At 69.0% G+C, this 3,137-nt stretch carries 3 protein-coding genes, 1 tRNA gene and 1 other RNA gene; 2 read left to right on the forward strand and 3 right to left on the reverse strand.

The window, feature by feature from the left end; translation table 11 throughout:
* Window positions 1-93: 93 nt before the first annotated feature.
* From AB8Z75_RS32615 to AB8Z75_RS32625, 3 genes are all read right to left on the reverse strand, one after another.
* Window positions 94-210 (reverse strand): BBE domain-containing protein, encoded by a 117-nt coding sequence (locus AB8Z75_RS32615; protein ID WP_369208391.1) that lies wholly within the window; start codon window positions 208-210, stop codon window positions 94-96.
* 12 nt (window positions 211-222) lie between these two features.
* Complete coding sequence (locus AB8Z75_RS32620) at window positions 223-861, reverse strand: DUF998 domain-containing protein (protein WP_369208387.1); 639 nt, start codon at window positions 859-861, stop codon at window positions 223-225.
* Window positions 862-1,461: 600 nt separating this feature from the next.
* Window positions 1,462-1,546: transfer RNA gene (locus AB8Z75_RS32625), tRNA-Ser, on the reverse strand.
* A 106-nt stretch (window positions 1,547-1,652) separates the two neighbouring features.
* Here AB8Z75_RS32625 and ffs point away from each other — a divergent pair.
* Together ffs and AB8Z75_RS32635 are read left to right on the forward strand one after the other, a co-directional pair.
* An RNA gene (gene ffs, locus AB8Z75_RS32630) (signal recognition particle sRNA small type) lies at window positions 1,653-1,749 on the forward strand.
* A gap of 169 nt (window positions 1,750-1,918) precedes the next feature.
* On the forward strand, window positions 1,919-3,137 hold a 1,219-nt coding region (locus tag AB8Z75_RS32635; RefSeq protein ID WP_369208389.1), incomplete at its 3' end, for a DNA polymerase III subunit gamma and tau.

A 3,137-nucleotide genomic window follows, 5' to 3' on the forward strand; every position in this document is an offset into this window, starting at 1 on the left:
GCCCTGCCCCGCCCCGCGCCGCCGGCCGTGACCTCCAGGCGCACCCCGGCACGTCGACCCAGGCGAGACGGCCCCACTCCACCTCGCTCCACCTCACTCCACCGGGATCGACTGCGCGTGATGGAAGACGTCCGCCGGATCCCAGCGGCGCTTCACGGCAACCAGGTTCCGTTCGTTGCCGCGGAAGTTGTCGAGGAAGTAGAGCCACAGTGACCAGAGCTCTCAACCAGCGCGGCTGAGACGCTCTGCCGGCACCGCCTCCTGCATACGACCCGTGCGCTGAATGAGGCCACGAACGCCGACAGCAAGCGCCCAGAACAGGAGAGGAAGAGCGGCGACCCGTTCCATGCCTCCCATGCCCAGACCGAGGTAGTGGTGGGAGAGGAACAGTCCGAAGGCCGTGAGCGCGGTGACGCCCAGCAGGCTGGTGCCCCACCGCAGGGTGGTCGGTACCTGTTCTGCCAGGCAGAACCCCGCCACGACGAGACCGATGTTGCCCGCTGCCATGATGAAGAGGGCGCCCAAGACATGCTGGTTCTCGTTGACATCCGCCGGAGCCAGCCCGGCCAACACGAATCCGACGCCGGCACCGGCGAGCAGCAGACGGGCGACGGCAGTGGCCCGTCCGCTGCGCCAAAGGACACCGCCGATCAGGGCGGCACCGACAACGAACAGCACTCCCAGGGCGACGAACGAGACATTCATCAGACCGTGCTCGGGGGAACAGATATACCGCGGCTCAGGATCTGGCTGCAGCGCGCAGCGAGCGTTGCCTAAGTCGCTGATGTTGTTCACCGCCCAGCTATACGGTCTGGCCCAAGCCGACTCGGCAATCCCGTGGATGACGAAGAACTGCACCACGCCCACGATCCATGCCGAGTACCCGATCCGGACTCTCACCTGCCCACCTTCCGTCACGCGAATAACGTGCGGACAGCCGATCACGCGGCGCCGGACTCAGGCACTCCGACAAGCCCCCTGGAACAGGGTGGGGCAGACCCTACTGCGGCCGGGAGCAGGAGTCCGCGGAACGAGTGTCATGACAAGTAGCGTCACAGGTGTTGGACGCGATGGCGTCGATCACACCGGCGCTGAGCTGCACAAAGTGGTCTTCACTCGCCCCGCGCCGCACGATTGCCCCAGAGAAGCGGGGACACCGGTGACGCCCGGAACTTTTTCGGCGAGACGGACCCCGAGGTGCTCGCTCTGCTCCGGGAGGACGAGCTGCGTGAGGCCCTGCCGGCGTGAGGGGCACGGGACCGGCGTGAGGGGCACGGGAGCGGTTCGGCCGGTCCCCCTTGCAGGGCGTACTGCGGAGATGATCGGTCCGGCTGAGATCAGGAGCAAGAGGGGGCGTGCCGTGGTCACGCGGCCACGGCGCGGACCAACTGCAACCACGAACGACGTAGGGCCCCACCGCCGAGGCGGTGGGGCCCTACGTTCAGCCCGGTGAAGGCTGGGCGGAGGATACGAGATTCGAACTCGTGAGGGGTTGCCCCCAACACGCTTTCCAAGCGTGCGCCCTAGGCCACTAGGCGAATCCTCCGCCGCAAACAATACAAGACGTTGAGGGGTGCTCGCGAACCCGTACCCGGAGGTCGGGTGGGTGGATGGGGAGGTCGTCGGCGGCGCCGGGGATCAGGTAGGCTGGCGTCAGCCCCTCACGTGGCGCTATCTGACTGAACTCCCCCAGGGCCGGAAGGCAGCAAGGGTAGGTTGGCTCTGGCGGGTGCGTGGGGGGCGTTCGCATGCCCGGAGCGGTGTCGCAGGCATCCGCCGGGCCGGGGTGGAACCCGGGTCGGTGCCCGGCGGCGGAGTCCGATGGCGGAGTCCGGCGGAGCCGGTCGGTCGCCGGGGTGTTCGTGTGGGGTGGGCCACATGGCGCCGCTTGTCGGTGGGCGCCTATATCGTCGGGGGTGTGTCGTCCCTCGCCCTGTACCGCCGCTACCGCCCCGAGACCTTCGCGGAGGTCATCGGGCAACAGCACGTGACCGACCCGCTGCAGCAGGCGCTGCGCAACAACCGTGTCAATCACGCGTATCTCTTCAGCGGCCCGCGCGGCTGCGGGAAGACGACGAGTGCGCGCATCCTGGCCCGCTGCCTCAACTGCGAGCAGGGGCCGACGCCGACGCCGTGCGGGGAGTGCCAGTCCTGCCGGGACCTGGCGCGCAACGGGCCCGGATCGATCGATGTCATCGAGATCGACGCCGCGTCGCACGGTGGTGTGGACGACGCCCGTGAGCTGAGGGAGAAGGCCTTCTTCGGGCCGGCCTCGAGCCGGTACAAGATCTACATCGTCGACGAGGCGCACATGGTGACCCCCGCGGGGTTCAACGCGCTGCTCAAGGTCGTCGAAGAACCGCCCGAGCATCTGAAGTTCATCTTCGCGACGACGGAGCCCGAGAAGGTGATCGGGACCATCCGTTCGCGTACGCACCACTACCCGTTCCGCCTCGTCCCGCCGGGGACGCTGCGCGACTACCTGGCCGAGGTGTGCGAGCGCGAGCGGATTCCCGTCCAGGAGACGGTCCTGCCCCTGGCCGTGCGGGCCGGAGCAGGATCCGTACGGGACTCGATGTCGGTGATGGACCAACTCCTCGCCGGTGCGAGCGACGACGGTGTGACCTACACCATGGCCACCGCTCTGCTCGGCTACACCGACAGCGCGCTGCTGGACGAGATCGTGGACGCTTTCGCCGCGGGCGACGGCGCGCGGGCGTTCGAGATCGTCGACCGGGTCATCGAGGGCGGTCACGATCCGCGCCGCTTCGTCACCGACCTGCTGGAGCGGCTGCGTGACCTGGTGATTCTCGCTGCCGTCCCGGACGCGGTCGAGAAAACTCTGATCGACGCGCCCGACGACGTCGTCGAGCGGATGCGGGCGCAGGCCTCGGTCTTCGGCGCCGCCGAGCTCAGCCGCGCCGCGGACCTCGTCAACACGGGGTTGACGGAGATGCGGGGCGCCACCTCGCCCCGACTCCAGTTGGAGCTGATCTGCGCGCGGGTGCTGCTGCCCGCGACGTACGGGGACGAGCGGTCCGTGCAGGCCCGGCTGGACCGGCTGGAGCGCGGCATCGCACTGGGGGCTGCCGCCTCCGCGCCGGCACCCGCCCCCGTGCCGACCCACGCCCCCGGAA

The organism is Streptomyces sp. PU-14G (assembly GCF_041028275.1).
In the GTDB taxonomy this organism is placed as follows: Bacteria; Actinomycetota; Actinomycetes; order Streptomycetales; family Streptomycetaceae; genus Streptomyces.